The sequence below is a fragment of the Xanthomonas sp. NCPPB 1638 genome (assembly GCF_041475635.2).
Lineage (GTDB): Bacteria > Pseudomonadota > Gammaproteobacteria > Xanthomonadales > Xanthomonadaceae > Xanthomonas > Xanthomonas cucurbitae.
Window position 1 is genome coordinate 988,905 of record NZ_CM192984.1, and the last position, 26,388, is coordinate 1,015,292.

Here is a 26,388-nt window from a genome sequence, read left to right on the forward strand (position 1 = left end):
CAGACGCAGTGCTGACGCAGCTGCGCACACCGTCGATGGATCGCCGTCCTGAGGTCGTGCAGGCCTTGCGTAACTGGCGGCGGCGCAGGAGTTATGGTTGGCAGCTGCTGTTCCATCAAGGCACCCTGTTCACCGAGAATGCCGCATCCTGATCGCCTGTCTTCGCGTCGCTTCCCATGCCTGCAAAATCCCGTTCCGTACGCCTGACCCACCTCGACGATGCCGGGCTTCCCACGATGGTGGATGTCTCGGACAAGGTGGTCACCGCCCGTAGCGCCACCGCAGAGAGCCGCGTGCGCTTTCCGGCCGCCGTGGCCGCGCAGCTGCGCGCCAATGGCTTGCGCAGCGCCAAGGGCGGCATCGTGGAAACCGCAGTGATTGCCGGCACCATGGCGGTCAAGCGCACGCACGAATTGATTCCGTTCTGCCATCCGCTACCGATCGATGCGTGTCGTTTCGAGATCGACTGGGCCGGCGAGCAGGTGCTCGACATCCGTTGCACGGTACGTTGCGTGCATCGTACCGGCGTGGAAATGGAGGCGCTTACCGGTGCCAGCGTGGCCGCGTTGACGGTCTATGACATGTGCAAGGCGTTATCGCACAGCATGAGCATCGGCCCGACCAAGCTTGTATCCAAGCGTGGTGGCAAGCGCGATATCGGAGCGGCGCAATGACTGCGACGGTAACGGTGCTGTATTTCGCCAGCCTGCGCGAGGCGGCGGGCATGGCCGACGAGCGCGTGCAGTCCGATGCACAGAGCCTGCGTGGCCTGTACGCCGAGCTCGCTGCGCGGCACGGCTTGCGCTGGGGGCCAGCACAACTGCGCGTGGCCGTGGATGGCGCGTTCGCGCGCTGGGAGGATGCGCTGCGCGACGGCAGCGAAGTGGTGTTCATTCCACCGGTGTCGGGAGGTTGAGCATGAGCGATCAGATTGCCGCAGTGTTTGCGTTGTCCGATGTCCCGTTGCCGCTCGATCATCTGCGCGGCGGGATGGAACATCCACATGCCGGTGCCTTTGCCAGCTTCGAAGGCTGGGTGCGCAATCACAATGACGGCCGCCAAGTGGCCGGGCTGCGCTACGAGGCGTATGCCGCACTGGCGCAGGCCGAAGGCCAGCGTGTGCTGGACGAGGCGATGCAACGGTTTTCCATCGTGCACGCGCACTGCGTGCACCGCGTGGGCGAGCTGCGCATCGGCGACATGGCGGTGTGGGTCGGCGTGAGTGCGGCGCATCGAGGTGCCGCCTTCGATGCATGCCGTTTCATCATCGACGAGGTCAAGGCGCGCGTGCCGATCTGGAAGCACGAACATTACCTCGAAGGCGACGCAGGCTGGCTGCACCCGCAGTCGCAATGAGGTCGGTGCGGAGGTATTGAGCGCTCGTGGACCGCAGGACGCCAACAGGCCTGAGCGAACGCAATTAGTGCAGGCATGGCCCGCGACTTGGTTGCTCGATATCCAGACCGATGACGACGACAGCGCGCATCTCGCAATAGCGCATGTGGCTTGCGATGCATCCGGGTGGGGGATTGGGGTGGTGTCCCCGCCGGTTGACCTCGGCGCCCGCATCGATCGATACCGTTGCTGCCTTCCGGCCCTGGCGGGATTTTCGATCTAGCGTCGCGAGGGACCGACGGGGCCACCATAAGACGTGGGCCAGTGTCATGGCCCGGATCTGCTGCGACCGATTCGTCGCGCAGATCATGAAACTGGCGGAGAGAGGGGGATTCGAACCCCCGAAGCGCGGTTTAGACGCTTACACACTTTCCAGGCGTGCTCCTTCAACCACTCGGACACCTCTCCGTACCTGCCGGACGACCAGGTCGAAGGCAGGAGCGGGATTCTAGCCGTCACACGCGCGGTTAACAAGGACAAGCGTGCATGCGCCAGACCGTATCCGCGCCATGGAGGGGCCGGCAGGGCGGGGCGGTCAGCTGCGTGAAGGCGAGCGGGGGTGACGCCCGCTGAACGATCGGCTTGACGCGGCGTGGCACAATATCGGCTCAGAAGAAGCTGGTTGCCCGATGTCCTATCTCGTTCTCGCCCGCAAGTGGCGCCCGAAGCGTTTTGCCGAGCTGGTGGGCCAGGAGCACGTGGTGCGCGCGCTCAGCAATGCGCTCGATAGCGGGCGCGTGCACCATGCGTTTCTGTTCACTGGCACCCGCGGCGTGGGCAAGACCACCATTGCGCGCATCTTCGCCAAGTCGCTGAACTGCGAGACCGGCACCAGCGCCGACCCGTGCGGCACCTGCCCGGCCTGCCTGGACATCGATGCCGGCCGCTACATCGACCTGCTGGAGATCGACGCCGCGTCCAACACCGGTGTGGACGATGTGCGCGAGGTGATCGAGAACGCGCAGTACATGCCCTCGCGCGGCAAGTTCAAGGTCTATCTGATCGACGAAGTGCACATGCTGTCCAAGGCGGCCTTCAACGCGTTGCTGAAGACGCTGGAAGAGCCGCCCGAGCATGTGAAGTTCCTGCTGGCCACCACCGACCCGCAGAAGTTGCCGGTGACGGTGCTGTCGCGTTGCCTGCAGTTCAATCTCAAGCGGCTGGACGAAGACCAGATCCAGGGCCAGATGACCCGCATCCTGGCCGCCGAGCAGATCGAATCGGACCCGTCGGCGATCGTGCAACTGTCCAAGGCGGCCGACGGCTCGCTCCGCGATGGCCTGTCGCTGCTGGACCAGGCGATCGCCTACGCCGGCGGTGCGCTGCGCGAGGATGTGGTGCGCACGATGCTCGGCACGGTGGATCGCACCCAGGTCGGCGCCATGCTGCAATCGCTGGCCGATGGCGATGGCGCGCAGTTGCTCAAGGTGGTGGCCGCGCTGGCTGAATTCTCGCCGGACTGGAGTGGCGTGCTGGAAGCGCTGGCCGAGGCCCTGCACCGCGTGCAGGTGCAACAGCTGGTGCCGTCGGTGGCATTTGTCGGCGACGGTATCGACCCGACTCCGTTTGCCGCCCAGCTGCGCCCGGAAGTGGTGCAGCTGTGGTACCAGATGGCGCTCAACGGGCGCCGCGATCTGTATCTGGCGCCCAGCCCGCGCGCCGGGTTCGAAATGGCGGTGCTGCGCATGCTGGCCTTCCGGCCGGCGGCAACGGTGCCGGCTGGCAGCAGCGACGATGGCCGTGGCGCTGTTGCTGGCGGCAGCCGCACCGTCAATGCCGGCACGCAGGCTGCTGCGTCCGCCGCTGCCGTCTCTGCGCCTGCGATGGTGTCGACGCCGGCGCAGTCCACGGAAGAGGCATTGGCGCAAAATGCGCCTGCTGCTGCACTGCCGGCTGCTGTTGCGGTGGCGCCGGTGGTTTCGCTGGCGCCCTCGGCAGCGGCTGCCGGCGCAGCGCCGGCGCCGGCGCGCACCGACGATACCCCGCCCTGGGCGGTGGACGACGCGCCGGTCAGGACGCCTGCAGCGCCCGCGCCGGCATCGATAGCCGCATCTGCGTCCGAACCCGCCTCGCCCACCGCCCCGGCGATCACTCCAGCCTCGGTGGTGGTCGCGCCGGAAGCGGCCATGGCGCCCCCCGTTGAGGCCGCAGCGCCTGCACCTGCAGTCGTGCCCGATGCGGTGGAAGTGCCGCTGGCACCGCCGCCGGGTTTCGCCATGGCATCAACAGCGTCAGATTCGGCGTCGCTGCTCGGCGACGGCCACATCGCCGACGCCGAGCAGTGGCTGGAGCTGGTCACCCGCAGTGGCCTGAACGGCCCGTCGCGGCAGCTCGCGGCCAACGCGGCCTTTATCGGTCACCGCGACGGGGTGCTGCGGCTGGCGCTGGCGCCGGGCTTTGAATACCTCACGTCCGAGCGCTCCATCGCCAATCTGGCGCAAGCGCTGGCACCGGTGATGGGCAACACGCCGCGCATCGTCATCGAGACCGGCAGTGCCGACGTCGAGACCTTGCACGAGCGCGCCAACCGGCAAAAAGGCGAGCGCCAGAGCGCCGCCGAAGACGCTTTCATGAACGACCCGAATGTGCAGCGGCTGATCCAGCAGCAGGGCGCGCGGGTGGTTCCCGATTCCATCCGCCCTTACGACGAGTAACGACCCATGCGTGGAAATATTGCCCAACTGATGCAGCAGGCGCAGAAGATGCAGGAGAGCCTGCAGCGCGCCCAGGAAGAACTGGCCAAGCTGGAAGTCACCGGCACAGCCGGCGGCGGCATGGTCAGCGTGACGCTGACCGGCGCCAAGGAATGCCGCAAGGTGCGCATCGACCCGAGCATCCTCTCCGACCAGGAGATGGCCGAAGACCTGATTGCCGCCGCCTTCAACGACGCCTCCAACAAGATCGATGCCGAATCCAAGGACCGCATGGGTTCGGCCACGGCCGGCATGCAGCTGCCGCCTGGCATGAAGTTGCCGTTCTGAGAGGCGGGGAATCGGGAGTGGGGAATGGGGAATCGTAGAGCGAGATGGCTTTGCTGTTGCGATTCCCAACTCCCGATTCTCGATTCCCAACCCGAATGTCCTCCCTACTCGAACAACTGATCGAGGCCTTCCGGGTGTTGCCGGGCGTGGGCCAGAAATCGGCGCAGCGCATGGCCTACCACGTACTCGAGCGCGAGCGCGAGGGTGGGCGTCGCCTGGCTGCGGCGCTGGCCAATGCGGTGGAAAAGGTCGGCCACTGCGTGCAGTGCCGGGATTTCACCGAGTCGGACATCTGCACGATCTGCGCCAGCAGCAGCCGTGATCGGCAGCAATTGTGCGTGGTGGAATCGCCGGCCGATCGGCTGGCGATCGAACACGCCACCGGCTATCGCGGCCTGTACTTCATCCTGCAGGGACGGTTGTCGCCGCTGGACGGCATCGGCCCGCGCGAACTGGGGCTGGACCGGCTCGGCGAGCGCCTGGCCGCCGGCGAGGTCACCGAAATGATCATCGCCACCAATGCCACCGTGGAAGGCGAGGCGACCGCGCATTACCTGGCACAGCTGGCCCGCCAGCACGGCGTGCGCCCCAGCCGGCTCGCTCAGGGCATGCCGCTGGGCGGCGAGCTGGAATACGTGGATCGCGGCACCCTGTCGCATGCCTTCGGCACGCGCAGCGAGGTGCTTTGAGTGCTGGGAATCGGGAGTCGGGAATGGGGAATCGGAGAAGCAACGTCAGGAGCCAAGGGCTGTAAGCTCTTGCGATTCCCCAATCCCGATTCCCGATTCCCGCCATGACCGACACCATCTTCGGCAAGATCATTCGCCGCGAAATTCCCGCCACTATCGTTTATGAAGACGACGAGGTGCTGGGCTTTAAAGACATCGCACCGCAGGCGCCGGTGCATGTGCTGTTCATCCCCAAGCAGCAGGCGATTCCCACCCTGGACGATGTGCCGCCGGAGCAGGCGTTGCTGGTCGGCAAGCTGGCGCTCGCCGCTGCCACGTACGCTCGCCAGCAGGGTCTGGCGCAGGACGGCTACCGCATCGTGATGAATTGCCGCGAGCATGCCGGGCAGACGGTGTTCCACATCCATCTGCATCTGCTGGCCGGCGCGCCGTTGGGGCGATTCGGCACGCCCTGATCCGGGTGTTTCGGTGCCGGCTACGCATCCTGCACGCGAATCACACCGACGGTTGTTCATCTGCCTGCGGATTACGCACAAACAAAAACGCCGCTCCCGAGAGAGCGGCGTTTTGCAGGCTACGCTGACTCAGCGCTGGATCACCACCAGCCGCGGCCCCAACCCCAGCCGCCACCCCAGCGCGGACCCCATGGGTCGCCCCACGGGCCGTACGGGTAGGCCGGAATCACGTCCACGTCGCGGACTTCCGGCCAGAGGTAGACCACGTCGGCCGCCACCTTGGGCAGCCGGTAGTCGTACTCACCGATCTTGGTGGTCTCGAAGCCTTCGATCTTGCCGATGAAGGTGACCTCGCGGCCGGGTTCGAACACCGCCGGATCGTAGAAGCCCGCGCGGCATGCGAGGAAACGCCCGTCGCTGGCGTCCACCGCGTTGCGGTCCGGGCGGCCGCTGGCGTTGAGCGGGCGCGAGATCAGTTCGAAGCAGGTCTGGCCCTGGCTGGGCTTGGTCTGGATGATCTTGCCGCCCCAGCGCACCGAGGTGCCCAGTTGCGCGCTGGCGGCAGAGTCGCTCGGGCTGACCGTGGGGAACTGGCCCTGCAGCGGCTTGGGTGCGGTGGCGCAGGCAGCGAGCCCGAGCACTGCGATAAGGGGAACAAGAAAACGGGTACTCATGAGGAAGCTCCGATTCGCGGGCGATGCTGCTGCAGGTCGTTCAGAAGCGTGGCGCTGTCCAAACTGGCGCCAGCGTAGCGCGCGGCAGCGAAACGTTGGCTGAGTGCCAGCAGCGGCGTGCCCGGGTGCGTGCGGGCCACACGCTGCGCCCAGGCGATGGCCGGCTCGTGCGGCTCGCGTGCCAGCCCCAGCTTGGCATAGCGGCGGCTCAATCGATGCCAGGCGCGCAGCAACGGGTCGCGCTCGCGTTCGCCGCGTGCCAGCAGCCAACCCATCCAGGCCAGGGCGCCGATGGCGAACACGCCGAAGATGGTAGCCAGCTGGGTCGGGTCCAGGCGTTCGATGCCGAACGGTTGCAATAGCCGTTGCTGGCGGTCGGCATTGAAGGACAGCACCAGATCGTTCCAGCCGCGGCGCAGCCAGTCGCTGACCTGGCCGAGGCTGGCCCAGGCGCCGAGCTGGCCGAAGTCGTTACCGCCACCGGTCTGCAGGCGATCCTCCAGCGTGTCGTAGATGCGCTCCGGTGCCACCGCGGCAGTGGGGTCCACGCGCACCCAGCCACGGCCTGCCAGCCACACCTCGGTCCAGGCATGCGCATCCATGCGCCGCACCACCCAATAGTTGCCAAAGGTGTTGTAGGTGCCTCCGGCGTAGCCGGTCACCACGCGCGCGGGGATGCCAGCGGCGCGCATCAGCACCACGAACGCCGAGCTGAAGTGTTCGCAGAAGCCGGCCTTCTGCTGGAACAGGAATTCGTCGACGCTGTTGCGGCCCAGCAGTGGCGTGTCCAGCGTGTAGGCGAATTCGCGGGTGATCCACTGCAGCGCCCGTTGCATGATGGCCTCGTCGTTGCCGCCAGCCTCGGCGCGCCATTGCCGGGCCAGGGTGAGCGTGCGTGGATTGAAGCCGGGCGGCAGCGCGAGCGCACGTTTGCGCAACTGTGCGGGCAGATCGGTGTCGAAGCGTGCCGGCGGTGCCGACTCCAGATCCCAGCGGGTAAGAGCGATCAGCGGCCGCTGCGCAAATAATTCGTAGTCAGGCGAGAGATCGGCATTGGCAACGCCTTGGGTAGGGAGATCCAGCGAGACCAGCTGGCGACGATCGGTGGGCTCGTAATCCAGGCGATAGCGATAGGTCTGCGGGCCGGGCGTGACCGATGCCGGTTGGCCGCGACCGGTCCAGCGCGCGCGCTGCCAGGAACGGCCATCGAAGTCCCACATCACTGGCCCGCGCCAGTAGCGTTGCTCCGGCGGCGGTGCCTTGCCGGTGAACTGCACGCGCAGCGCCGGGTTGTCGTCGGCCATCAGGTCGATCCACTCGCCCGGCGACATATTGTCCGACAAGCCGGGCCGCGCCAACGCACGCTCGGGCACGCCCCACAGCGGCGAGCTCAGGCGCGGCAGCAGCCAGAACGTGGCCAGTGCCAGCGGCACCCCGATCGCCACCAGTCTGCCGATGCCGCGCAACTGCAGGCGCAGGGTGGGGGTGGCGGTGTGGTGCTCTTCGTCGGCCAGCCGCTGCATGCTGAGCAGGGCGCTGAGCACGGCCAGCAGTGCCAGGGCCATCGTCGCCGGCCCCTGGTCGAGCAGGAACGCCGCAAACGGGGCGAACAATGCGAAGCCCAGCAGACTGCGTGCATCGCGCAAGCTGCGCAGTTCGGAGGCCTTGATCGCCAGCATCGCGGCCAATACGGCGCAGCCGGTATCGCGGCCGAAGCGCATGCCGATCTGCCAGTACACCGCTGCCAGCATCGCCACCACCAGCAGCAACCGCACCGGTGCCATCAGCGTGCCGCGCCAGCTCAGCACGCCGACCAGCAAAGCAGTCACGGCGATGGTGGCGGCGAGCAGGCCAGGCAACTGCAGTAGCAGCGGTGCCAGCGCCAGCCAACTGGTGGCCAGTACCCAGCCACGGCTGGCCTGCGCAATGGGAAGGGCCGGCTCAATCATGGGGAAGCAGTGCCAGGGCACGCAGACACAGATGATGGTGCGAAGGCCCTTGCGCAGGCCCCAGCGGCGGCTGGCCGGGCAGCAACAGGCGATAGCGGCGCCCGTCGCGTTCGGCCAGGCTGACCCAGCGTGCCAGCCGCGCGATGCGGCGTTCGTAGGGCAGTGCGTGCAAGGTGCGCCAGTCGAGCGTCACCTCGATGCCGAGCGGCTGTTCGTACTCGCGCACCAGCAGGGTGTCGCGGCGGGCCGAATGCTTCCAGGAGATCATACGTGGGGCATCGCCGGCGCGGTACGGGCGCAGCTGGTGCAGTTCCTCGCCCTGGGCGTGCAGCCGGGTCTGGTTGGGCGCGCCGGCGCCGTCCGGCAGGCTGGGGCCGTGATCCTCGGGCCGGGGGTAGGCCAGCAGCGGCGTTTCCGGCCACACCCAGGACCATGCACGCACCAGTCCCAGCGGCTGGGTGCTGGACAGCCGGATGCGTTCGATGTCCTGCCAGCCGCGCCGGATGGTGGGCAGCAGCAGGTCGACCTCGGCGTTGTCGTGATCGAGCAGCGAACAGAAGCCGCTGCTGTCCAGGTGATCCAGGCGCAGGCCACGTCGCATGCGGGTGTCGCGGCGGGCCAGCGAGACCCGCATGCGCAGCGCATCGCCGGCGATCACCGGTTCGGCCGAGACTGCCTCCACGCGCAGCGCCGACAACTGCAGGTGCGCCATGATGCTGCTGGCAATCCCGGCGGTGGCCAGCAGCAGCGCCAGCAGCAATGCCGGGTTGTTGTTGTAGTTCAACGCGCCCAGCAACATCGTCAGTAGCAAGGCGGTGACGAACAGCCCGAAGCGGGTCGGCAGCACATAGATCCGCCGCCGATCCAGCACGATCGGCAAGGCCTCCGCGCCCCGCGGACGGGCCAGCAGGCTGAGGCGGCGGCCAATGCCGTGCAATGACGCACGCACCGGTATCAGTCCACCGGCACGCTGTGCAGCAGCGCCTTGGCCAACGCCGGTCCGGACGAGGATTCGGCTTCCGGCACCAGCCGGTGCCCGGCCACGGCCACGAATAGTGCCTGTACATCCTCCGGCAGCACATGCTCGCGCCCCAGCAGCAGCGCGTAGGCCTTGGCGGCACGCAGCAGCGCGATGCCGGCACGCGGTGACAGCCCCACCCGCACCCCTGCATGCTGGCGGCTGCGCAGCAGCAGCGCCTGCACATAGGCGATCAACGCATCGCTGGTGTGGATCTGACCGACCGCCGCGCGCAATGCCACCACGTCGGTATCGCTGAGCTGCGGTGCGGCCTGGGCGATCAATTCGCGCCGGTCGGTCCCCGACAGCAGCGCGCGTTCGGCATCGGCGCTGGGGTAGCCCAGGCTCAGCCGCAGCAGGAAGCGGTCCAGCTGCGAGTCGGGCAGGGGAAACGTGCCCGACAGGTCCACCGGGTTCTGCGTGGCGATCACGAAGAACGGCTCGGGCAAGGCATGCGTGACGCCATCGAGGGTGACCTGCTGTTCGGCCATCGCTTCCAGCAAGGAACTCTGCGTGCGCGGCGGGGCGCGATTGATTTCATCGGCCAGCAGCACGTTGGTGAATACCGGGCCGGGATGGAACTGGAACTGGCGCGAGGCGGCATCGTAGACCGACACGCCCAGCACATCGGCCGGCAACAGGTCCGAGGTGAACTGCACGCGCTGGAAACCCAGCCCCAGGCTGGAGGCCAGGGCGTGGGCCAGGGTGGTCTTGCCCAGGCCGGGCAGGTCCTCGATCAATAGATGTCCCCCGGACAGCAGTGCCACGAACGCCAGCCGCACTTCCTGCGCCTTGCCCAGCAGCAGCGAATTGACCTGGTCTTGCGCGCGCCGCAGCGATTGACGCAGCGCATCGGTTAGCATTTCCGTGGAACGCAGCGGTGTCGACATCACAATTCCGTAGGTAAAAAAGAAGAGTGCACAGGGCAATGCAGGGAGACCAACGCGCACATCGCACCTTCGTGATCCTGTGGACACTGGCCACTGCCGTCAAGCTGTTGATCGCCGCACGGTTGCCGTTGTTCGTGGACGAGGCGTTCTACTGGCAGGAAGGCCAGCATCTGGCCGCGGCGTATTCGGATCTACCGGGCATGACCGCCTGGCTGGCGCGGCTGGGGGTCGAGCTCGGTGGGCATCACCTGCTGGCGCTGCGGCTGCCGTTTCTGGCCATCGCCGCGTTGCTGCCGTGGTTGATCGCGCACATCGCCACGCGCTGGTTCGGCTCCACCCTGGGTTGGCAGGCGGGCAGCCTGACTCTGCTGATGCCGCTGTCGGCCACGCTGGGCATCCTGGCGGTGCCGGATGTGCCGATGGCCTTGGCAGCGGTGCTCTGCATGGATGCCGGCGCGCGGCTGTTGCGCGAGGTCGATGCCACCAGTGCGCTGGAGCTCGCCATTGGCCTGGCAATCGGTGCGCTCAGCCACTACCGCTTCGTTGGCGTGATCGGCGTGGGCTGCATCGCGCTGGTGTGCATTCCGCAGGGGCGCGCGGTGCTGCGCGACCCGCGTATCTGGATGGCGCTGACGGTGGGCGCAGTGAGCTGGTTGCCGTTGTTGTTCTGGAACACCGACCACGACGAGGCCGGGCTGCGCTTTCAGCTGGTCGACCGACATCCGTGGCGGTTCCAGATTGGCGGTCTATGGTTCCTGTTGATCCAGGCAGTGGCGGTAACGCCGCTGTTGGCATGGGCGATGTTCAAGGTGGGCCTGGCTGGCACACGCACTGGTGGGGGTGCGCGCGCGCAATGGCGCTATTTTGGCCTGCTGGGCGGCATCTCGACCGTGGCGATCTTCGTGCTCGGCTTCTTCAGCGATGCCGAACGCATCAGCTTCCATTGGCCGCTGCCGGGCTATCTCGCGCTGCTGGTGCCGGTGCCGATGATCCTGATGCGCTGGCCGCACGCACTGCGGCGTGCCGCCTGGCTGCTGGCGCTGCTCGGCATGCTGGCCGCGTATGGGTATTACCTGGCGGTGTCGGTACCCTCCATTCGCGCGCATGCGGCTGGCGAAAAATACTACCCACGCAATTTTGCCGGCTGGAACGATCTGGCGCGCGCGGTCAGGCGTCAGCTGGCGCAGATGCCGCCGGACACGCGCGTACTGGCGGAGAATTTCAAGGTCGGCGCCGAGCTCGGGTTTCAGTTGCGCAATGCGCAGATCCAGGTGCTGCCTGCCGATTTGAACGACAAGCACGGGCGCAGCGCGCAGCTGCAGCAGTGGGGCCTGCTCAGCGACGGCACGCGTGACGGACCGCGATTGCTGGTGCTGTCGCCCAGCGATCAGCGCTACCGCGATCTGCTCGCGCGTTATCACGCCATCTGCGACATGGTCGGGCCGTTGCCACCGCCGACCGTGGTTTCCACCGATCATGGCTATCAGCGGTTTTTGCTGTTCGCATTGCCAGCGCAGCGCGCGCCCGGGCCATGCGTGGCCCCGGCGATGGCCTGGATCGATACGCCGCTGCCGGATGCCAATGTCGCAGGCCAGGTGCAGGTGCGCGGCTGGGCCTTCAAGGATGGAGTCGGGTTGGCAGATGTGGAGCTGCTGCTCGACGGCCGCCCGGTGGCCAGCGCCGCGTACGGCAGTGCGCTGGAGGTGCGCCCGTACTGGAAACTTTCCACCGACCCGCAGCATCCGAACGTCGGTTTTTCCGCCACGCTCGACACGCGGGCGTTGCCCCCCGGCACGCACTGGTTGGGACTGCGCCTGCACGGCCGCGACGGCAGCGTCGAGGACTGGTGGGAACAACCCGTCACCGTTTCCGCACCCTAAATTCCACAATGACCGATAGCTTGTGCCGTGCGCAGTGGTCACCGCGCTGTGGGCGCAGGCAGTGGCGCACAAGCTGGCAAGCATCAGTCATCGCGAGGGTGGGCCATCGCCACGGCCGGATCGGATTTCAAGGAAGCACGAAGCCCGCCTGCCGCAACAGCCGCGCCAGCGCGATCAGCGGCAGGCCGACCAGTGCGGTGGGGTCGGTGCTGCGGATGGCGTCGAACAGGCTGATGCCCAGGCCTTCACACTTGAAGCTGCCCGCACAATCCAGTGCCGGCTCGGTGGCCAGGTAGCGCGCGATGTCGTCAGGCGTCAGCGGGCGCAGCTGTACCTCAGTGAGATCCAGGGCATGCCATCTGCCTTGCGGGCCGACCAGGCTGACGGCCGTATGGAAGCGCACCACGCGCCCGGACATGGCGCCCAGTTGCGCCTGCGCCCCGGCGAGGGTGCCCGGTTTGCCCAGGGCCTCGCCATCCAGGTCGGCAACCTGGTCTGCGCCGATCACCCAGGCGTCGGGGGCGTCGGGGGCGCCGGCTGCCACGGCGGTGGCCTTTTCGGCGGCCAGGCGGGTGGCCAGGGCGGCCGGCAGTTCGCCTGGCCGGGCTCGCTCGTCGACCTCCGGGCGGGCGGTGCTGAATTCCAGTTGCAGGCGGCCAAGCAGGTCGCGCCGGTAGACGGAGGTGGAGGCAAGGATCAGGCGTGGCATCATGGGCGTTGCGCGAGGTGGCAGGAGAGTCTGCCAGCCCGCACGGGTTGCAGCATCTGTGAATGGGTGCATTTGACAGGGCTGCGGCGGGTGCTTAACATTCTGCGGCTTATGTCCGCGAACGTGCCCGAAATGTTGGATGCTTGGCGGATGGTCGCAGCGCGCAGGCGCTTCGATGGCCGCATCCGGTTGTCCGCGATGACCCGCCTGCAAGACAGCCTGGTCGATACCGAAGGCGAGTGCGTCTACTCGCTTGAGTTCGACCAGGACGCTCTGCTCAAGGTCGCCTATGTCGAACTCAGCATCGATGTCGAGCTGCCGCTGGCGTGCCAGCGCAGCCTGCAACGATTCCTGTATCCGGTGCGGATCAGTCAGCGTCTTGGCCTGATTCGCGACGAGGACGAAGAGGCTGCATTGCCGCCCGATTACGAAGCCTTGCTGGTGCCGGAAGACGGCATGCTGCGGGCGCTGGATCTGGTGGAGGACGAGTTGGTGTTGTCGGTGCCGGTGGTGCCGGTGGCGCCCGGAAGCGAAGCCGTCGAGGCTGAGTGGGTTCCGACCCGGGAAGAGCAGGACAAGGCCAGCCCGTTCGCGGCGCTGGCAGCGTTGAAAAAACAGTAACCGCCGCTGTTAAGGGCGGAAAGACAGGTCGACGCGGGCGTAGAGCGTGCGGTTCGACTCAACAGATCAAAGTTATCGAACTAAAGTTGGAGCAATCCCATGGCTGTGCAGAAATCCCGTGTCACCCCGTCCCGTCGCGGCCAGCGTCGTTCGCACGACGCCCTGACCGCCAAGCAGCTGTCGACCGACCCGACCAGCGGCGAGATCCATCTGCGCCACCACATCACCGCCGACGGTTACTACCGTGGCAAGAAGGTGATTGCGACCAGGTCGGCCGTTCAAGAAGATTGATCCGTGGCGCCCGCCGCGTCTTGTGCGCGGCCGGGCGGTCCTCGATTCTTCCGGAGCCGCCGGTCACTGTGGCTCTTGCACCAGGAAACAGTATGAGCAAGCGGATCTATTCCAGAATCGCGGGCACGGGTAGCTATTTGCCCGAAAAGGTGTTGACCAACGACGACATGTCGAAGATCGTCGACACCAGCGATGAATGGATCTTCTCGCGCACTGGTATTCGTGAGCGGCACATCGTTGCCGACGACCAGACCACCAGCGACCTGGCGTATTTCGCCTCGCTGAAGGCGATGGAAGCGGCCGGTGTGACGGCCGACGAGATTGATCTGATCGTCATCGGCACCACCACCCCCGACCTGATCTTCCCGTCCACGGCCTGCCTGCTGCAGGCGCGGCTAGGCAATGTCGGCTGTGGTGCGATGGACGTCAACGCGGCCTGTTCGGGCTTTGTCTACGCGCTTAGCGTGGCCGACAAGTTCGTGCGTAGCGGCGACGCCAAGACCGTCCTGGTGGTTGGCGCAGAAACCCTGACCCGTATCGTCGACTGGACCGACCGCACCACCTGCGTGCTGTTCGGCGATGGTGCTGGCGCGGTGATCCTCAAGGCCGACGAAGACACCGGCATCCTCAGCACCCACCTGCATGCCGATGGCAGCAAGAAGGAACTGCTGTGGGATCCGGTCGGCGTTTCGGTGGGTTTCCGCGAGGGCAAGAACGGCGGTGGCGCGTTGCTGATGAAGGGCAACGACGTGTTCAAGTATGCGGTCAAGGCGCTGGATTCGGTGGTCGATGAGACCCTGGCCGCCAATGGCCTGGACAAGCACGACCTGGACTGGCTGATCCCGCATCAGGCCAACCTGCGCATCATCGAGGCCACCGCCAAGCGGCTGGAGTTGCCGATGGAGCAGGTAGTGGTCACCGTGGATCGCCACGGCAATACCTCGTCGGCGTCGGTGCCGCTGGCGCTCGACGAGGCCGTGCGCTCGGGCCGCGTGCAGCGCGGCCAACTGCTGCTGCTCGAAGCGTTCGGCGGCGGATTCACCTGGGGCTCTGCGCTGCTGCGCTACTGAGTCCCCGCTTGCTGAGTGGCTGGCCGTCGCGTGCTTGTGGCGCGCCGCGCTGCGGTTGCGCAGATGCCATCGCTCACCATGTGGCCTGGTCCAGGTTGCGCGCGCATTTCCAACTCATCAGTGCAGCGCTCATGCGCCTGTTGTGGCGCGGGCACGGTGGCCGCCTGCGGGCAGTGGCTTGCCTGCAGGGCGCGTGGACAGTGCGTGTGCGAGCCGCTGCCCACCCGCCGTGGTGCGCACCGACTTCCAGCCTGTGCCATGTTCGCTGATGCAGAGCGCTCGCCCTGGCGTTGCGAGATGGCGTGGGGCCGCAAAGCTGTAGCTGGTCAGCTGCAGTATTGCCATCATGGGCTTCGGCAGGCTACGCGGCATGCTGTAGCAGGCATGCCTGCTGGTTGGCCACCAGAACGTCGTGTGCCCGGTGGACGGGTTGACTGCCGGTCGTGCGCGTCTGGATACAGTGGCGACCGGCTTGCCAGCGCAGATGGGTGGATCGGCATGGCCGGCTTCGCGCCCGCGTTGCTGCATACGCGGCAGTACAGACGCCAGAGCGATTTCGCACGTATCATCCCGGCTCGATTTTTGCTGGCAGCCGCGCGTGACCGAATCCACTCTCGCCTTCGTCTTTCCCGGCCAGGGCTCGCAGTCCTTGGGCATGCTGGCCGAACTGGCCGAGCTGCACCCGCAGATCCGCGAGACCTTCGTCGAGGCCTCCGATGGCGCCGGGGTTGATCTATGGGCACTGTCGCAGGGCGGCCCCGAAGAGCTGCTCAATCGTACCGAGTACACCCAGCCGGCGCTGCTGGCTGCGGGCGTGGCGGTGTGGCGGCTGTGGAACGCGCAGCGCGGGCAGCGCCCGGCGCTGCTGGCAGGGCACAGCCTGGGCGAATACACCGCGCTGGTCGCCTCCGGCGCCCTGTCGCTGCATGACGGCGCACACCTGGTGCGACTGCGTGGCCAGTTCATGCAGGCGGCCGCGCCGGCCGGTGTCGGCGCGATGGCGGCGGTACTGGGTGCCGAGGATGCGGTGGTGCAGGAGGTCTGTGTCGAGGCGTCCGGCAGCCAGGTGGTGGTGCCGGCCAACTTCAATTCGCCCGGCCAGATTGTGATCGGTGGCGATGCCGCAGCGGTGGACCGCGCGCTGGCGTTGCTGGCCGAGCGCGGCGTGCGCAAGACGGTCAAGCTGGCGGTGAGCGTGCCTTCGCATACCCCGCTGATGCGCGATGCGGCCAATCAGCTGGGCGAAGCGATGGCCGGGCTGAGCTGGCAGGCACCGCAGATTCCGGTGGTGCAGAACGTCGATGCGCGCGTGCACGAGGGCAGCGAGGCGATCCGCCAGGCCCTGGTGGAGCAGTTGTACCTGCCGGTGCAATGGACTGGCTGCGTGCAGGCGCTGGCCGCCCGCGGCATCACCCGTGTCGCCGAATGCGGCCCTGGCAAGGTGCTGAGCGGGCTCATCAAGCGCATCGACAAGCGCCTGGACGCGCGTGCGCTGGCCACACCGGCCGATTACGCCGGTGCGCTCGATGCGTGGACCCACTGATCCAGTACACGTACTCCGTATGCAGGCCCCCTCGACGTTCGCGGCAATGATCGCGACGTCCCCCTTCGAGGAACAGTAGTCATGAACCAGCCTCTGCAGGGCGAAATCGCCCTCGTCACCGGCGCCAGCCGCGGTATCGGTGCGGCCATAGCCGACACCCTGGCCGCCCAGGGCGCCACCGTCATCGGCACCGCCACCTCGGCATCCGGCGCGGCGGCCATCGGCGAGCGCCTGACCGCCAGCGGCGGCCACGGCCGCGAGCTCAACGTCACCGATGCTGCCGCGGTCGATGGACTGATCGATGCGATCGGCAAGCAATTCGGCGCCATCTCGATCCTGGTCAACAACGCCGGCATCACCCGCGACAATCTGTTGATGCGCATGAAGGACGACGACTGGCAGTCCATCATCGATACCAATCTGACCAGTGTGTTCCGTACCTCCAAGGCGGTGATGCGCGGCATGATGAAGGCGCGCAAGGGCCGCATCATCAATATTGCCTCGGTGGTTGGCGTGACCGGCAATCCGGGCCAGACCAACTACGCGGCGGCCAAGGCCGGCATCATCGCGTTCTCCAAGTCGCTGGCCAAGGAGATCGGCTCGCGCGGGGTCACCGTCAACGTGGTGGCGCCCGGTTTCATCGATACCGACATGACCCGCGCCCTGCCGGAAGAGGCCAAGGCCGCGCTGCTCCAGCAGATTGCGCTGGGCCACCTGGGCGCGCCGGAAGACATCGCCAATGCGGTCGCCTTCCTGGCGGGCCCGACCGCCCGCTACATCACCGGTGAGACCCTGCACGTCAACGGCGGCATGTACATGCCGTGAGCGTGCGCCGCCGGGAGGCGTCAAGTGGTTGATCGGCCGGGAATTGTGTTGCAATGCAAGGCCCGGGCGCTTCCACTACACTATCCAACGCGGCCATCGCAGCGGCGATGGCGTTTTGTGAGTCCCTCACAGGAGCACCGCACATCCATGTGCGGGGGTCCTAAAACTCGAACCACCACTACTCCATCTGGAGCGATATCCCCAATGAGCACCATCGAAGAACGCGTCAAGAAAATCGTCGTCGAACAACTCGGCGTCAAGGAAGAGGAAGTCACCACCAGTGCATCGTTCGTCGATGATCTGGGTGCCGACTCACTGGACACCGTCGAGCTGGTGATGGCGCTGGAAGAAGAGTTCGAGTGCGAGATCCCGGACGAAGAGGCCGAGAAGATCACCTCGGTCCAGCAGGCGATCGACTACGTCAAGGCTCACGTCAAGAGCTGATGCGTTGTTCCTGGCTGCGGCGGCGTGCGTCATGCCGCTGCTGCGTCAGACATTCCATGGGGCCGCTGATGCGGCCCTGTGTTTTTCAAGCGTCACCCGCAAACCGCAAGCACCGTCCGTTCCGTGGTGAGGAGATCTGCAATGAGTCGTCGAGTTGTCGTTACCGGCATGGGCATGGTGTCGCCGTTGGGCAATGATCTGGCCAGCAGCTGGGATGGAATCATCCACGGGCGCTCCGGCATCGGCCCGATCACGCAGATCGATGCTTCGCAGTTCACCACCAGGATCGCGGGCGAGATCAAGAATTTCGACCCCACACTTTTTGTGTCCGCCAAGGACGTCAAGAAGATGGATTCGTTCATCCACTACGGTGTCGGCGCCTCATTCATGGCGCTGGACGATTCCGGCCTGGACATCAACGAAAGCAATGCCGAACGCATCGGTGCCATCCTCGGCTCCGGCATCGGCGGGCTGCTCGGTATCGAAGAGCAAACCATCAAATTCAATGAGGGCGGCGCGCGCAAGATTTCGCCGTTCTACGTGCCCAGCACCATCATCAACATGCTGCCGGGCCAGGTGAGCCTGATAAAGGGCCTGAAGGGCCCGACGTTCTCGGCGGTATCGGCCTGCGCCACCTCCAATCACTCGATCGGCACGGCGATGCGCATGATCCAGTACGGCGATGCCGACGTGATGCTGGCTGGCGGCGCCGAGCGCGGCTCCTCGCCGAGTTCGGTGGGCGGCTTCTGCGCCATGAAGGCCATGTCCACCCGCAACGACGATCCCGCCGCCGCCTCGCGCCCGTGGGACAAGCAGCGCGACGGTTTCGTGCTGGGTGACGGTGCCGGCGTGCTGGTGCTGGAAGAATACGAACACGCCAAGGCGCGTGGCGCGCGCATCTATGCCGAACTGGTCGGTTTCGGTGCCAGCTCCGACGCCTTCCACATGACCGCGCCGAGCGAAGACGGCGAAGGTGCGGCGCGCAGCATGGTCGCGGCGATGCGCGATGCCAAGCTCAACCCCGAGCAGATTGGCTATCTCAATGCACACGGCACCTCCACGCCGCTGGGCGATCTGGCCGAAACGATGGCGATGAAGCGCGCGCTCGGCGACCACGCCTACAAGACCATGGTCAGCTCGACCAAGTCGATGACCGGCCACCTGCTCGGCGCGGCCGGTGGGGTGGAGGCGATTTTCTCGGTGATGGCGCTGCACACCGGCATCATTCCGCCAACCATCAACCTGGACGAGCCCAGCGAAGGCTGCGACCTGGATTACGTGCCGAACGTGGCGCGCGAGGTCACGTTGGATGCGGTGATGTCCAACGGCTTCGGTTTTGGCGGCACCAACGGCACGCTGGTGTTCAAGCGCATCTGAGTCGGCGCGCCGTTGGCTCTGCACACCGCGTCGCGTGCGCCTGGGCGACGGTGGTGCGCGGCACTCGCGCCGCCGCCCGGTTATCGTTCGATCTGTGGTTGATCCGTCGTTTCCTGATCGATGGTTGATCCATTCCCGATTCACTCCCGTGCGCGCTGCAGTTTCGGCAGCGCCATGAATTTCCGCACCCACGCCATGCCGGACCGATGACGCTTACCAGATCACTGCACGCGGACATCGATCTGCTGGCGCTACACCGGCTGGCGCCGCAGCGCTATCCGGCGCTGCTGGAATCGACCGCCTCCGGCACCGAGCATGGGCGCTGGGACGTGCTGTTGCTGGCCGAGGGCGCCAGCCTGCGCCTGGATGCCGATGGCCGCACCCGCGATGGCGAGGGCAGGGTACTGAAAGGCAGTTTCCTGGCCGCGCTGGACGCCGCCTGGCAGGCCGAGCGCGTGCCACATGACGCGCACAGCCCATGGCCATTTCGCGGCGGTTGGGCGGTGCTGCTGGATTACGAACTGGCCGCCCAGGTCGAGCCGATCCTGCAGTTGCCCACGCGCACCGATGGCCTGCCCGCGGCACTGGCGCTGCGCGCGCCGGCGGCGGTGTTGCGCGATCGTGTGCAGGGCTACTGCATCGCGCTCGCCGAACCGGGCCGGGAGGATCTGCTGATCCGCATCGTCGAAGACATCGCCGCCTGCGCGGCGCTGCCACCGCTACCGGCCTGGGTCGGACCGGTGGCCGTCGACGAAGATGCGCCCGAGCGGTTTACCGACGCGGTGCAGCGGGTGCTGGATTACCTGCGGGCCGGCGATGTGTTCCAGGCCAATATCTCGCGCGCCTGGCGGGCTACCTTCGCCGACGCGGTCGACCCGGCGGCGCTGCATGCGCGGCTGCGCGCGGCCAACCCCGCGCCGTTTGCCGGGGTATTCGCCGCAGCCGGACGGGCGGTGGCCAGTTCCTCGCCCGAACGCCTGGTGTCGGTGCAGGGCGATGCAGTGCAGACGCGCCCGATCGCCGGCACCCGCGCGCGCTTTGCCGGCGACGACGATGCCGCGCGCATCCGCGAACTGGTGGGGCATCCGAAGGAACGGGCCGAGCACGTCATGCTGATCGACCTGGAGCGCAACGACCTCGGCCGCATCTGCGCGCCGGGCTCGGTGGAGGTGGACGAGCTGATGGCGGTGGAAAGCTATGCGCACGTGCATCACATCGTCAGCAACGTGCGCGGCCGCCTGCGTGCCGGCGTCACCCCGGGCGAGGTGATCGCGGCGGTGTTCCCCGGCGGCACCATCACCGGCTGCCCGAAGGTGCGCTGCATGCAGATCATCGCCGAGCTCGAACAGACCCCGCGCGGCGCCTACACCGGCGCGTTCGGCTGGCTCAACCGCGATGGCGACATGGACCTGAACATCCTGATCCGTACCGCCGAGGTGGCCGGCAACCAGGTGCGGTTCCGTACCGGGGCCGGCATCGTGGTGGATTCGGACCCGCAGCGCGAGCTGGACGAAACCCGCGCCAAGGCGCGCGGCGTGCTGCGCGCGCTGGATCCGGCATGAGCGCTTCAACGGGGCATCACCGCCGCGCGGTATCCTGCGCGGCGGTGGGGCAATGACGAGGTGGGTGTGGCGGTGACTGGCAAACGCGGATGTCTGGCCGTGCTGGGCACGGCAGTGCTGCTTGCGGCGCTAGTGGCGATTGCCGCACTGGTGGCATGGCGGCACTACCTGCAGTTCGCCGACACGCCGGCCAAGGCCACCGTGCCCAGCGTGGTGGTGGCACCTGGTGATTCGCTCAAGGCCACCCTGCGCAAGCTGCGCGCGGCCGGCATTACCCAGGGCGTGGATCTGGAATGGCAGCTGCTGGCGCGGCAGGTGGATGCGGCCGGCAAGCTCAAGGTAGGCGAATACGCACTGGCACCGGCGCTGTCGCCGCGCGAGTTGCTGACGCGCATGCGCCAGGGACGGGTGATCCAATACCGCTTCACGATTGTGGAGGGCTGGAATTTCCGCCAGCTGCGCGCCGCGCTGGCCACCGCCACGCCGTTGCAGCACTCCATCGGCGGCCTGGACGATGCGGCGCTGATGGCGCGGCTCGGCGTTGCCCACCAGCACCCGGAAGGGCGCTTCCTGCCGGAAACCTATCTCTACCAGCGCGGCGATAGCGATCTGGATGTGCTCAAGCGCGCGCATGCGGCGATGGACAAGGCGCTGGCACAGGCCTGGGCGCAGCGCGCAGCCGACCTGCCGCTGGCATCGCCGGAGCAGGCACTGATCCTGGCCTCCATCATCGAAAAGGAAACCGCGCTGGGCAGCGAGCGGCCGCTGATCGCAGGGGTGTTCCTGCGTCGCCTGCAGCTGGGCATGAAGCTGCAGACCGACCCCACCGTGATCTATGGCATCGGCAGCAGCTACGACGGCAATATCCGCCGCCGCGACCTCACCACCGACACGCCGTACAACACCTATACGCGCACCGGCCTGACGCCGACACCGATCGCCATGCCCGGCCGCGAGGCGCTGCTGGCGGCGGTGCGCCCAGCGCCCGGCGATGCGCTGTACTTCGTGGCCGTGGGCGATGGCACCGGTGCCCACGCCTTCTCGGCCACGTTGGCTGAGCACAACGCCGCAGTGGCGCGCTACCTGCAACGTCGCCGCGAGCCGACGCTGCCGCAGAAGGAACCCACACCATGACCGCCGCGTTTTCGCCCTGGCAGCAGCGCGCCTTCGACCAGACCGTGGCTGCACTGGACGCTGGTCGGCTCGGGCACGGGCTGCTGATCTGCGGCCCCGAAGGCCTGGGCAAGCGCGCAGTCGCACTGGCGCTGGCCGAGCACGTGCTGGCCAGCTCGCCCGACCCGGCACTGGCGCAGCGGACGCGCCAGTTGATCGCCGCCGGCACCCATCCGGACCTGCAGCTGATCTCCTTCATTCCCAACCGCGCCGGCGACAAGCTGCGCACCGAGATCATCATCGAGCAGGTGCGCGAGATTTCGCAGAAGCTGTCGTTGACGCCGCAGTACGGCATTGCCCAGGTGGTGATCGTCGACCCGGCCGATGCCATCAACCGCGCCGCCTGCAATGCCTTGCTCAAGACCCTGGAAGAGCCCTCGCCCGGCCGCTACCTCTGGTTAATCAGCGCGCAGCCGGCACGCCTGCCGGCGACCATCCGCAGCCGCTGCCAGCGGCTGGAATTCAAGCTGCCGCCTGCGCACGAGGCACTGCAGTGGTTGCTTGCCCAAGGGGTTGAGATGCGCGCCGCGCAGGACGCGCTGGAGGCCGCACGCGGCCATCCCGGGTTGGCTGCGCAGTGGTTGCGCGAGGACGGCCTGGCGGTGCGCCGCGCCGTGGCACAGGACCTGGAGCAGATCGCCAGTGGCCGCGCCGGCGCGGTGGATGTCGCGCAGCGCTGGACCAACGACGGCCAGGCCGATCAGCGTCTGCGCCATGCGGCCGACCTGGCGTTGGCACAGGCATCGGCCGGCTTGACCGATTCATCGCGGTTGCACAAGCTGGCGACCTGGTTCGACGCCGCCAATCGCACCCGTGATTTGCTGCGCACCACCGTCCGCGCCGACCTGGCAGTGACGGAACTGCTGCTGGCCTGGCGCGAAGGAACGCGCCAGGCACGTTCTAGGGGAACTCGATGAGTGCAATGAATGCACGCCAAGGCATTTTGTCGCTGGCGTTGAAGGACAAGCCGGCGCTCTACAGCGCGTACATGCCATTCGTGAAAGGTGGCGGCATCTTCGTGCCGACGCCCAAGCGCTACATGCTGTGTGACGAGGTCTTCCTGCTGCTGACCCTGCCCGATTCCAGCGAGCGCCTGCCGGTGGCCGGCAAGGTCATCTGGACCACACCCGCCGGTGCGCAGGGCAACCGCGCCGCCGGCATTGGCGTGCAGTTCCCGGACGGCCCGGAAGGCGAGGCGGTGCGCAACAAGATCGAGACCCTGCTGGCCGGCCTGACCACCTCGGACAAGCCCACGCACACCATGTGACACTGGGGGGGCTGACGCGGTAGGGCGGCGGTGCGCGAGGTGCGCGACCCAGCTGCTGCACCGCGATGGGATCGAAGCAATTGAGTCGCGATGTCGCTGCGTGACAGGCTCAGGGAAGCACCTGTTGACGATTGCCGTCGCTGCCCTATAATGTGCGGCTCGCGTCACCGGGCGGTTAGCTCAGCGGTAGAGCATTGCCTTCACACGGCAAGGGTCACAGGTTCGAACCCTGTACCGCCCACCATATTTGTAAGGCTTTACAGGAAACCGGCCCCGCGCCGGTTTTTTTGTAAGTGCGAGGTAAGTGCAGAGGCATGACTCTCCGGGGTAAGGTACGCTTGCGCAAAACGTTACCGGGAGTTAGTTGTGATCGAAGTCATCTGGGGTACGTCGCAGGAGAAGCCAGTCTCGTCAAGGCTCCTTGCAGATGATTTGGTCAAGGACCCCGCGCTCGGCGGCTATTTGTACTTAGGCTATCCGGTGATTGGCACGCCTACTGGTCCATTGAAGTTGGATGGATTACTGGTCTCGCCAGATGTGGGCCTAGTTGCTTTTGACCTTGTTGAAGGTCTTGACATAGGTGATTTTCAATCCCGGCAGGATGAGATTGCGTCGATGCTTGACGTGAGGCTTAAGCCGTATCCCGGGCTGAAGAATGGCCGCCAGCTAAAGTTTGATATCCATGTTGTCACCTACTGCCCCGCGAAGTCCCAGCACCCGGATTCGGTAGATCCTTACTTTGTGGCTTCGCGTGCGGATCTGTACCCGCTCGTCAAAAACTTCAAGTGGAACCAAACCGAACAGGTTTACAAGAACCTTGTTGGTGCAATCCAGGTTGTGACCTCTATCCGCGCGGGCAAGCAGAAGCGTGAGCCGAAGAAGCCGGACTCTCGTGGCGCTAAGCTCAAGCGTGTAGAGGACTCGATTGCTAACCTCGACCAGCACCAGTCGCAGGCCGTTATCGAAACCGTGGAGGGCGTACAGCGCATTCGCGGGCTTGCGGGTTCGGGGAAAACTATTGTCCTAGCGTTGAAAGTTGCCTACCTTCACGCTCAGAATCCGACTTGGCGAATCGGAATTACTTTCAATACACGTTCGTTGAAAGAACAGTTTAAAAGTCTCACCTGATTAGCCTCATTCCTCAGCCGGTAGTTGCAGGATTTGCGACGGGTCGGCTGGACAATGGCCCCACTTGAAGGCAACGGAGGTGGGGCATGGGTATCAACATCGTGCAGTTTCAGCCTGGATTGTCGATGACAGAGTTCGTGGATCGTTACGGAACCGAAGCCAAGTGTTATCGGGCCTTGTATCGGTGGCGCTGGCCGAATGGATTTCGCTGCCCGCAATGCGAAGGCCGCGCGCGCTCGCGCTTTCGACGCGATGGGCAGGTGTACTACCAGTGCCGTGCGTGCCGGCATCAGACCACCTTGCGTGCTGGCACGCTGTTTCAGTCCAGCAAGCTGCCCTTGCGCTTGTGGATGCAGGCGATCTACCTGCTGACATCCAGCAAGACCAACCTGGCGGCGCTGGAGTTGAAGCGGCATCTTGGAGTGAACTACAAGGCGGCCTGGCGCATGAAGCACAAGATCATGCAGGCGATGGTCGAGCGCGAAGAACCGCGAAAACTCAGCGGATTTGTGCAAATCGATGACGCGTACCTTGGCGGCGAACGCACCGGAGGCAAGCGCGGACGAGGCTCGGAGAACAAACAGCCGTTCGTGATCGCAGTGCAAGTGGACCAGAACAATGAACATCCTACCTTTGCGGTGATCGAGCCGGTGAAGGCTTTTGACAACGCCTCGCTGAAGGACTGGATCGAACGGCGTCTGGAGCCGGAATGCGAAGTTTACAGCGACGGATTGGCTTGCTTTCGCCGTCTGGAGGAGGCTGGGCATGCCCACACCACCCTCGATACCGGCGGTGGTCGTGCCGCAACCGAAGTCCAGGGTAAGCGTCCGCCAACCTCACCTACCCCGAAACCTCACTCCGTGCGCAACGGCAGCAATTGATCGATGTCCCGATCCAAGGTCGTCGGCAGCCGCGCCAGGGTGTCATGCAGCCAGGCATGCGGTTCGATACCGTTGGCCTTGGCGGTGGCCAGTAGGCTCATGATCGCCGCCGCGCGCCTGCCCGCCTGCGCTGAGCCGGCAAACAGCCAATTCTTGCGTCCCAGCGCCACCGGACGAATCGCGTTTTCGATCAGGTTGTTGTCGATCGGGTAACGTCCGTCCTGGACATAACGCGTCAGCGCGTCCCATCGCTTGAGCGTATAGGCCAGTGCACGCGCGGTGCCGCTGTTGCCCATCACCGTCTGCTGCAACTCCAACAACCAGCAGTTCAGCCGCGATAGCACCGGCACGGCGTGTTCTTGTCGGTAAGCCAGACGCTCATCGGGCTTCAGCGCGCTGGCTGCCGCTTCGATGGTGTAAAGCACGCCGATGCGCGCGATCGCTTCAGCCGCAATCGCGCTGCCGCTGGCCGCATGCTGCTCATGCCACTTGCGCCGGGCGTGGGCCCAACACCCCAGCTCCGTGACACCCTGCGCAAAGCTGGCTTTATAGCCGCTGTAGTCGTCCACCATCAGTGCGCCGCGCCACTTCCCAAGGAAATCGCGTGCGTGCTGGCCGCTGCGGCTGGTCTGGAACTGGAATACCACCATCGGTGGATCGGCGCCCGGGTGGTGGGCGGTGGCATACGCAAACAGATACGCACGCTTGGAGGAGCCTGCTGTTGGATCCAGCAGCTGCACCGGGGTTTCATCGGCATGCAGCACCGATTGCTGCTGCATCCGCACCGCCAGGCGGTCGGCCAACGGTTGCAGCGCCACGCCGATGGCGCCGATCCACTCGGCCATCGTGCTGCGTGACAAGGCAACGCCGCTGCGTGCATAAATGGCTTCCTGCCGATACAGCGGCAAGTGATCGACATACTTTGCGACAGCGACCTGGGCCAGCAGGCTGGCATCGGCCTGGCCGCGCTCGATGATCGCCGCCGCCACCGGCTCGGCGACGATCAGCTCACAGCGACGGCAACAATACTGCGGGTATACATCGCGCTTGACGTAGAACTCCAGCGGCTTGCAGGCCAGACGCTCGCTGACATGCTCGCCGATGGCCACCAGCGCGCTGTTGCACTGCGGGCAGTTGCAGTTGGCCGGCTCGTGCCGAGTTTCTACACGCTCAAGATGCTCGGGTAACGGCTTGCGCCCGGCGCTTGCTGCACGCCGCCGTTTCTGGGTCACCGCCGCCGTCTCGCCCTCGGCCTGGAGCGCGGCCAACTGCGCTTCCACCGCAGCGATATCGGCGGCCATGGTGTCTTCGAACAGCTGGCGCTGGTCCGGGTCCATGCGCTCGGTCTTGGCCGAGAATTGCAGACGGCGCAGGCGGGCGATCTCGGCGGTGAGCGCGGCGATCTGCGCATCGCGCAGGGTGATGGTGCGTTCGCGCGTATCGATCAACGCCTGTTGGCGTTCAATGGTGGTCTGCGCGGTCGCCAGCAAGGCGCGTGCAGCCTGGCGCAGCGCATGCGGATCATCAATCGTATCGAGGGCGGACAGGTCCATGTCCGCCACGATG

At 66.2% G+C, this 26,388-nt stretch carries 26 protein-coding genes, 2 tRNA genes, 1 other RNA gene and 2 pseudogenes; 23 read left to right on the forward strand and 8 right to left on the reverse strand.

The window, feature by feature from the left end:
* Positions 1-11: 11 nt before the first annotated feature.
* The 4 genes and pseudogenes from ACCQ13_RS04310 to ACCQ13_RS04325 form a co-directional block, all read left to right on the forward strand.
* Positions 12-152 (forward strand): annotated as a pseudogene (locus tag ACCQ13_RS04310) (DUF4440 domain-containing protein); the annotation flags it as partial.
* 24 nt (positions 153-176) lie between these two features.
* The gene (gene moaC, locus ACCQ13_RS04315) at positions 177-674 is read left to right on the forward strand and encodes a cyclic pyranopterin monophosphate synthase MoaC (protein ID WP_104605048.1); all 498 of its coding nucleotides are present in this window, start codon (positions 177-179) and stop codon (positions 672-674) included.
* Positions 671-916: a molybdopterin converting factor subunit 1 gene (moaD, locus tag ACCQ13_RS04320; RefSeq protein WP_104605050.1), complete on the forward strand. Its 246-nt coding sequence runs from the start codon at positions 671-673 to the stop codon at positions 914-916. The genes moaC and moaD overlap by 4 nt, the downstream gene beginning before the upstream one ends.
* Complete coding sequence (locus tag ACCQ13_RS04325) at positions 913-1,356, forward strand: molybdenum cofactor biosynthesis protein MoaE (protein ID WP_104605052.1); 444 nt, start codon at positions 913-915, stop codon at positions 1,354-1,356. Before moaD ends, ACCQ13_RS04325 begins: the two co-directional genes overlap by 4 nt.
* A gap of 184 nt (positions 1,357-1,540) precedes the next feature.
* On the opposite strand, the gene ffs is transcribed toward ACCQ13_RS04325, so the two are convergent.
* Positions 1,541-1,637, reverse strand: an RNA gene (ffs, locus tag ACCQ13_RS04330) — signal recognition particle sRNA small type.
* A 73-nt stretch (positions 1,638-1,710) separates the two neighbouring features.
* Positions 1,711-1,803: transfer RNA gene (locus tag ACCQ13_RS04335), tRNA-Ser, on the reverse strand.
* 221 nt (positions 1,804-2,024) lie between these two features.
* Here ACCQ13_RS04335 and dnaX point away from each other — a divergent pair.
* From dnaX to ACCQ13_RS04355, 4 genes are all read left to right on the forward strand, one after another.
* Positions 2,025-4,049: a DNA polymerase III subunit gamma/tau gene (gene dnaX, locus ACCQ13_RS04340; RefSeq protein ID WP_159406687.1), complete on the forward strand. Its 2,025-nt coding sequence runs from the start codon at positions 2,025-2,027 to the stop codon at positions 4,047-4,049.
* 6 nt (positions 4,050-4,055) lie between these two features.
* Positions 4,056-4,376, forward strand: a complete 321-nt coding sequence (locus tag ACCQ13_RS04345) for a YbaB/EbfC family nucleoid-associated protein (protein ID WP_104605090.1) — start codon at positions 4,056-4,058, stop codon at positions 4,374-4,376.
* A gap of 95 nt (positions 4,377-4,471) precedes the next feature.
* Entirely contained in the window at positions 4,472-5,065 is a 594-nt protein-coding gene (recR, locus tag ACCQ13_RS04350; protein ID WP_104605088.1) for a recombination mediator RecR, read from the forward strand.
* A gap of 104 nt (positions 5,066-5,169) precedes the next feature.
* Positions 5,170-5,520: a histidine triad nucleotide-binding protein gene (locus ACCQ13_RS04355; RefSeq protein WP_159406688.1), complete on the forward strand. Its 351-nt coding sequence runs from the start codon at positions 5,170-5,172 to the stop codon at positions 5,518-5,520.
* A gap of 140 nt (positions 5,521-5,660) precedes the next feature.
* Here ACCQ13_RS04355 and ACCQ13_RS04360 read toward each other — a convergent pair whose 3' ends face one another.
* The 4 genes from ACCQ13_RS04360 to ACCQ13_RS04375 are packed head-to-tail and all read right to left on the reverse strand — an operon-like array spanning position 5,661 to position 10,051.
* Positions 5,661-6,194 carry a Slp family lipoprotein gene (locus ACCQ13_RS04360; RefSeq protein ID WP_104605084.1) on the reverse strand — a complete coding sequence of 178 codons (534 nt, stop codon included), beginning with the start codon at positions 6,192-6,194 and terminating at the stop codon, positions 5,661-5,663.
* Positions 6,191-8,143, reverse strand: a complete 1,953-nt coding sequence (locus tag ACCQ13_RS04365; protein WP_104605082.1) for a transglutaminase TgpA family protein — start codon at positions 8,141-8,143, stop codon at positions 6,191-6,193. The genes ACCQ13_RS04360 and ACCQ13_RS04365 overlap by 4 nt, the downstream gene beginning before the upstream one ends.
* Positions 8,136-9,092, reverse strand: a complete 957-nt coding sequence (locus tag ACCQ13_RS04370) for a DUF58 domain-containing protein (RefSeq protein WP_104605080.1) — start codon at positions 9,090-9,092, stop codon at positions 8,136-8,138. The genes ACCQ13_RS04365 and ACCQ13_RS04370 overlap by 8 nt, the downstream gene beginning before the upstream one ends.
* Positions 9,093-9,097: 5 nt before the next feature.
* Positions 9,098-10,051, reverse strand: coding sequence for an AAA family ATPase (locus ACCQ13_RS04375; protein WP_104605078.1), 954 nt, complete (start codon positions 10,049-10,051; stop codon positions 9,098-9,100).
* Positions 10,052-10,089: 38 nt separating this feature from the next.
* On the opposite strand from ACCQ13_RS04375, the gene ACCQ13_RS04380 reads away from it, so the two are divergent.
* Complete coding sequence (locus ACCQ13_RS04380; protein WP_159406689.1) at positions 10,090-11,931, forward strand: glycosyltransferase family 39 protein; 1,842 nt, start codon at positions 10,090-10,092, stop codon at positions 11,929-11,931.
* Positions 11,932-12,058: 127 nt separating this feature from the next.
* Here the strand turns inward: ACCQ13_RS04380 and ACCQ13_RS04385 are convergent, their stop codons facing one another.
* Positions 12,059-12,643, reverse strand: coding sequence for a Maf family protein (locus tag ACCQ13_RS04385; RefSeq protein ID WP_104605074.1), 585 nt, complete (start codon positions 12,641-12,643; stop codon positions 12,059-12,061).
* 108 nt (positions 12,644-12,751) lie between these two features.
* Here ACCQ13_RS04385 and ACCQ13_RS04390 point away from each other — a divergent pair, with 108 nt between their 5' ends.
* The 14 genes and pseudogenes from ACCQ13_RS04390 to ACCQ13_RS04455 form a co-directional block, all read left to right on the forward strand.
* Positions 12,752-13,261 (forward strand): YceD family protein, encoded by a 510-nt coding sequence (locus ACCQ13_RS04390; RefSeq protein WP_104605072.1) that lies wholly within the window; start codon positions 12,752-12,754, stop codon positions 13,259-13,261.
* 99 nt (positions 13,262-13,360) lie between these two features.
* Positions 13,361-13,552 carry a 50S ribosomal protein L32 gene (gene rpmF, locus ACCQ13_RS04395; RefSeq protein WP_159406690.1) on the forward strand — a complete coding sequence of 64 codons (192 nt, stop codon included), beginning with the start codon at positions 13,361-13,363 and terminating at the stop codon, positions 13,550-13,552.
* 92 nt (positions 13,553-13,644) lie between these two features.
* On the forward strand, positions 13,645-14,622 hold the full coding sequence (locus ACCQ13_RS04400) for a beta-ketoacyl-ACP synthase III (RefSeq protein ID WP_104605068.1): 978 nt from the start codon (positions 13,645-13,647) through the stop codon (positions 14,620-14,622).
* Between the two features lie 598 nt (positions 14,623-15,220).
* Positions 15,221-16,165 carry an ACP S-malonyltransferase gene (gene fabD, locus ACCQ13_RS04405; RefSeq protein WP_104605066.1) on the forward strand — a complete coding sequence of 315 codons (945 nt, stop codon included), beginning with the start codon at positions 15,221-15,223 and terminating at the stop codon, positions 16,163-16,165.
* Positions 16,166-16,246: 81 nt separating this feature from the next.
* Positions 16,247-16,990 carry a 3-oxoacyl-ACP reductase FabG gene (gene fabG / locus ACCQ13_RS04410; protein ID WP_104605064.1) on the forward strand — a complete coding sequence of 248 codons (744 nt, stop codon included), beginning with the start codon at positions 16,247-16,249 and terminating at the stop codon, positions 16,988-16,990.
* 204 nt (positions 16,991-17,194) lie between these two features.
* Entirely contained in the window at positions 17,195-17,434 is a 240-nt protein-coding gene (gene acpP, locus ACCQ13_RS04415) for an acyl carrier protein (protein WP_002814322.1), read from the forward strand.
* 141 nt (positions 17,435-17,575) lie between these two features.
* Positions 17,576-18,811, forward strand: coding sequence for a beta-ketoacyl-ACP synthase II (fabF, locus tag ACCQ13_RS04420; RefSeq protein WP_104605062.1), 1,236 nt, complete (start codon positions 17,576-17,578; stop codon positions 18,809-18,811).
* A 206-nt stretch (positions 18,812-19,017) separates the two neighbouring features.
* The gene (locus tag ACCQ13_RS04425; protein ID WP_104605060.1) at positions 19,018-20,373 is read left to right on the forward strand and encodes an aminodeoxychorismate synthase component I; all 1,356 of its coding nucleotides are present in this window, start codon (positions 19,018-19,020) and stop codon (positions 20,371-20,373) included.
* 60 nt (positions 20,374-20,433) lie between these two features.
* On the forward strand, positions 20,434-21,507 hold the full coding sequence (gene mltG, locus ACCQ13_RS04430; protein ID WP_104605058.1) for an endolytic transglycosylase MltG: 1,074 nt from the start codon (positions 20,434-20,436) through the stop codon (positions 21,505-21,507).
* The gene (locus tag ACCQ13_RS04435) at positions 21,504-22,463 is read left to right on the forward strand and encodes a DNA polymerase III subunit delta' (protein WP_159406691.1); all 960 of its coding nucleotides are present in this window, start codon (positions 21,504-21,506) and stop codon (positions 22,461-22,463) included. The genes mltG and ACCQ13_RS04435 overlap by 4 nt, the downstream gene beginning before the upstream one ends.
* Positions 22,460-22,813, forward strand: a complete 354-nt coding sequence (locus ACCQ13_RS04440) for a PilZ domain-containing protein (protein ID WP_159406692.1) — start codon at positions 22,460-22,462, stop codon at positions 22,811-22,813. The genes ACCQ13_RS04435 and ACCQ13_RS04440 overlap by 4 nt, the downstream gene beginning before the upstream one ends.
* A 169-nt stretch (positions 22,814-22,982) precedes the next feature.
* Positions 22,983-23,057 (forward strand) — tRNA-Val (locus tag ACCQ13_RS04445).
* Between the two features lie 122 nt (positions 23,058-23,179).
* Complete coding sequence (locus tag ACCQ13_RS04450; protein WP_159406693.1) at positions 23,180-23,941, forward strand: hypothetical protein; 762 nt, start codon at positions 23,180-23,182, stop codon at positions 23,939-23,941.
* Between the two features lie 86 nt (positions 23,942-24,027).
* Positions 24,028-24,768: pseudogene (locus ACCQ13_RS04455) on the forward strand (IS1595 family transposase); the annotation flags it as partial.
* 26 nt (positions 24,769-24,794) lie between these two features.
* On the opposite strand, the gene tnpC reads toward ACCQ13_RS04455, so the two are convergent.
* Positions 24,795-26,375 carry an IS66 family transposase gene (gene tnpC, locus ACCQ13_RS04460; protein WP_506185098.1) on the reverse strand — a complete coding sequence of 527 codons (1,581 nt, stop codon included), beginning with the start codon at positions 26,373-26,375 and terminating at the stop codon, positions 24,795-24,797.
* Between the last annotated feature and the right edge of the window lie 13 nt (positions 26,376-26,388).

What these genes read in the sequence shown, in the direction of transcription:
- moaC (WP_104605048.1), top strand. Translation starts at nt 177, where the DNA reads ATGCCTGCAAAATCCCGTTCCGTACGCCTGACCCACCTCGACGATGCC.
- fabG (WP_104605064.1), top strand. Translation starts at nt 16,247, where the DNA reads ATGAACCAGCCTCTGCAGGGCGAAATCGCCCTCGTCACCGGCGCCAGC.
- moaD (WP_104605050.1), top strand. Translation starts at nt 671, where the DNA reads ATGACTGCGACGGTAACGGTGCTGTATTTCGCCAGCCTGCGCGAGGCG.
- ACCQ13_RS04380 (WP_159406689.1), top strand. Translation starts at nt 10,090, where the DNA reads ATGCAGGGAGACCAACGCGCACATCGCACCTTCGTGATCCTGTGGACA.
- acpP (WP_002814322.1), top strand. Translation starts at nt 17,195, where the DNA reads ATGAGCACCATCGAAGAACGCGTCAAGAAAATCGTCGTCGAACAACTC.
- ACCQ13_RS04375 (WP_104605078.1), bottom strand. Translation starts at nt 10,051, where the DNA reads ATGTCGACACCGCTGCGTTCCACGGAAATGCTAACCGATGCGCTGCGT.
- ACCQ13_RS04385 (WP_104605074.1), bottom strand. Translation starts at nt 12,643, where the DNA reads ATGATGCCACGCCTGATCCTTGCCTCCACCTCCGTCTACCGGCGCGAC.
- dnaX (WP_159406687.1), top strand. Translation starts at nt 2,025, where the DNA reads ATGTCCTATCTCGTTCTCGCCCGCAAGTGGCGCCCGAAGCGTTTTGCC.
- ACCQ13_RS04390 (WP_104605072.1), top strand. Translation starts at nt 12,752, where the DNA reads ATGTCCGCGAACGTGCCCGAAATGTTGGATGCTTGGCGGATGGTCGCA.
- ACCQ13_RS04345 (WP_104605090.1), top strand. Translation starts at nt 4,056, where the DNA reads ATGCGTGGAAATATTGCCCAACTGATGCAGCAGGCGCAGAAGATGCAG.
- ACCQ13_RS04360 (WP_104605084.1), bottom strand. Translation starts at nt 6,194, where the DNA reads ATGAGTACCCGTTTTCTTGTTCCCCTTATCGCAGTGCTCGGGCTCGCT.
- fabF (WP_104605062.1), top strand. Translation starts at nt 17,576, where the DNA reads ATGAGTCGTCGAGTTGTCGTTACCGGCATGGGCATGGTGTCGCCGTTG.
- ACCQ13_RS04400 (WP_104605068.1), top strand. Translation starts at nt 13,645, where the DNA reads ATGAGCAAGCGGATCTATTCCAGAATCGCGGGCACGGGTAGCTATTTG.
- ACCQ13_RS04435 (WP_159406691.1), top strand. Translation starts at nt 21,504, where the DNA reads ATGACCGCCGCGTTTTCGCCCTGGCAGCAGCGCGCCTTCGACCAGACC.
- tnpC (WP_506185098.1), bottom strand. Translation starts at nt 26,375, where the DNA reads ATGGACCTGTCCGCCCTCGATACGATTGATGATCCGCATGCGCTGCGC.
- ACCQ13_RS04425 (WP_104605060.1), top strand. Translation starts at nt 19,018, where the DNA reads ATGACGCTTACCAGATCACTGCACGCGGACATCGATCTGCTGGCGCTA.
- rpmF (WP_159406690.1), top strand. Translation starts at nt 13,361, where the DNA reads ATGGCTGTGCAGAAATCCCGTGTCACCCCGTCCCGTCGCGGCCAGCGT.
- ACCQ13_RS04365 (WP_104605082.1), bottom strand. Translation starts at nt 8,143, where the DNA reads ATGATTGAGCCGGCCCTTCCCATTGCGCAGGCCAGCCGTGGCTGGGTA.
- recR (WP_104605088.1), top strand. Translation starts at nt 4,472, where the DNA reads ATGTCCTCCCTACTCGAACAACTGATCGAGGCCTTCCGGGTGTTGCCG.
- ACCQ13_RS04355 (WP_159406688.1), top strand. Translation starts at nt 5,170, where the DNA reads ATGACCGACACCATCTTCGGCAAGATCATTCGCCGCGAAATTCCCGCC.
- ACCQ13_RS04440 (WP_159406692.1), top strand. Translation starts at nt 22,460, where the DNA reads ATGAGTGCAATGAATGCACGCCAAGGCATTTTGTCGCTGGCGTTGAAG.